Here is a 2,604-nt window from a genome sequence, read left to right as displayed (position 1 = left end):
CTGCGTATTCCGCGGCAAGCCGGCCACCGATTCCGATCGAAGTCGGCCACCCATTCCGATTCAAGCCGGCCATCTATTCCGTTTGATTCCGGCCACCCCCTGAGCTCCTTCCTCCATCCCCGCCTTTAGCGTCGCTGGGCAATTTCATCAGGTGTATGCTCCGTCCCGTTGATTCCATAACGAGGAGGAGCGTGTGCCTGCGGAGAGAACCCCGATGCGTAAGATAAGAGAAGTACTGAGACTCAAATGGGCGTCACAGCTCAGCAATCGAGCCATTGCAAACGCGTGCTCCATTGCCAGGAGCACCGTCGCCGAATGCCTGGAGCGTGCCTCCAACGCCGGCCTCTCCTGGCCCTTGCCTGATCTGGACGATGCTGCGCTGGAACGGCTCCTGTACCCTCTGGTTGTCTGCTTCGATGCCGTGCGTCCTCAACCCGACTGGTCCCTGGCGCAGAAGGAGATGAAGCGCAAGGGGATGACCCTGTCTCTTCTGTGGGACGAGTATAAGGTCGGCAATCCCGACGGCTACCAGTATTCCCAGTACTGCAAGCTGTACCGGGAGTTCCTCGACCGCGCCGATTGCTGCATGCGCCAGAACTACATCGCCGGAGAAAAGCTCTTCGTCGACTACAGCGGCCAAACCGTACCGCTCACCGACCCGGAGACCGGAGAAATCAAGCCGGCCCAGGTCTTCGTGGCGGTAATGGGTGCCAGTTCCTACACTTACGCCGAAGCCACCATGACGCAGTCCCTGCCGGACTGGCTCGGCTCCCACGTCCGCGCCTTCCGTTTCTTCGGCGGACTGCCCGCCATCGTAGTCCCCGACAATTTGCGCAGCGGCGTATCCAAGCCATGCCGCTACGAGCCGCAGCTGAATCCCTCCTACGCCGAGCTCGCCAACCATTACAACGTCGCGGTCATCCCCGCCCGAGTTCGCAAGCCCAAGGACAAGGCGAAGGCGGAGGCGGGGGTGCAGTTGGTGCAGCGTTGGATCCTCGCGGCCCTCAGGCACCGTACCTTCTTCTCGCTCGATGAGGTAAACGAGGCCATCGCCGGGCTTCTGACCAAGCTGAACGCGAAGCCGTTCAAAAAGGTCTCGGGCTCAAGGGCAAGCCTCTTCGCCGAGTTGGACAAGCCCGCCCTGCGTCCACTTCCCCTCATCCATTACCAATACGCGGAATGGCGCCCGGTGCGCCTCGGTATGAACTACCACGTGCAAATCGACGAGCACTTCTACAGCGCACCGCACCAGCTGAGAAACGAGAAGCTCGATGCGCGGCTAACCACCACTTCCATCGAATTCTTCCACAGGAACCAGAGAGTCGCCGCCCACCAGCGCAGCTACAAAAGGGGCTACACCACCGTCGCCGAGCATATGCCGAAAGCGCACCGGGAATACGCCGAGTGGACCCCGGAGCGGCTGGCCAAATGGGCGTCCCAGACCGGCGAGGCCACCGGAAAGGTGGTGGAGACGATCCTGTCAGGGCTCGTGCATCCGCAGCAGGGCTTCAACTCGTGCCTGGGGATCATCTCGCTCTCCAGGAAGTACGGCAGCGACCGTGTGGAGGCCGCCAGCAAAAGAGCTCTCGCCATCGGAGGCGTAAGCTATACGAGCATGAAATCCATCCTGGCCAATGGCCTCGATTCCAAACCCCTGCCGGAACGGGCGCCCGCCAAGGAGCCCGTCCGGCATTCCAACATCCGCGGCAACAGCTACTACCACTGAAAGGAGATACCAGAATGCTCATCCACCCAACCATCGAGAAACTCAACAGCATGCGCCTCGCCGGCATGGCGAAGGGGCTACGGGCTCAGCTTGAGAACCCGGAGATCCACAACCTCCCCTTCGAGGATCGGCTGGCCCTGCTGGTCGAGGCGGAACTCCTGGAGCGGGAAACCCGACAGCTCGCCACCCGGATCAAGGGGGCGAAACTACGTGAGCATGCGGCACTGGAGGATCTGGACACGAAGGCCAGTCGCGGCATCGATCGCGCACTCTTGGCGAGTCTTGCCACCTGCCAGTGGATCAAGAGGCGCCACAACCTCCTCATCACCGGGGCAACCGGAGCCGGGAAAACCTGGCTCTCCTGCGCTCTCTCCCACACCGCATGTCGCCAAGGGATGACCGCGGCTTACCATCGGCTGCCGGCGCTCATGCAGGACCTGGATCTTGCACGCCACGACGGGCGCTACAAGAAGCTGATGCGTGCGCTTGGCAGGACCGACCTGCTCGTCCTGGACGACCTGGGGATCGCGCCCCTCTCCATGGAGCAACTGCGCGACCTGCTGGAAATCATCGACGAGCGCTACCAGAAGAGGTCAACCCTGATCACGAGCCAACTCCCGGTGGCAAACTGGCATGAGGCGCTCGGCGATCCCACCATGGCTGACGCCATCCTCGACAGAGTCGTGCATAACGCGTACAAAATCGACCTTAAGGGGGAGGACTCGATGCGCAAGTTGCGATCGAAGATTGACCCGTGCGAAACCATGTGAGACAGTAACCAACACCCAGCGGCGCACCCCTCAGGGGGTGGCCGACTTCAATCGGAACACCCGGCCGACTTCCGTCGGATTGGGTGGCCGACTTCAGCGGAATGCGCA

The 2,604-nt window shown here is 61.8% G+C and carries 2 protein-coding genes; both read left to right on the top strand.

The window, feature by feature from the left end:
* Positions 1-214 precede the first annotated feature (214 nt).
* Positions 215-1,726: an IS21 family transposase gene (gene istA / locus ACYVL5_RS23460; protein ID WP_460597970.1), complete on the top strand. Its 1,512-nt coding sequence runs from the start codon at positions 215-217 to the stop codon at positions 1,724-1,726.
* A gap of 14 nt (positions 1,727-1,740) precedes the next feature.
* Positions 1,741-2,496 carry an ATP-binding protein gene (gene istB / locus ACYVL5_RS23455; RefSeq protein WP_460597969.1) on the top strand — a complete coding sequence of 252 codons (756 nt, stop codon included), beginning with the start codon at positions 1,741-1,743 and terminating at the stop codon, positions 2,494-2,496.
* The last annotated feature ends 108 nt before the right edge of the window (positions 2,497-2,604 follow it).

The sequence above is a fragment of the Geomonas sp. Red276 genome (genome assembly GCF_054784495.1).
Note: the sequence above shows the minus strand (reverse complement) of the source record. Positions and strands in the feature narration are given on the sequence as shown.

Excerpts from the sequence above, each read along its gene's own strand:
- istA (WP_460597970.1), top strand. The coding sequence starts at position 215 with ATGCGTAAGATAAGAGAAGTACTGAGACTCAAATGGGCGTCACAGCTC.
- istB (WP_460597969.1), top strand. The coding sequence starts at position 1,741 with ATGCTCATCCACCCAACCATCGAGAAACTCAACAGCATGCGCCTCGCC.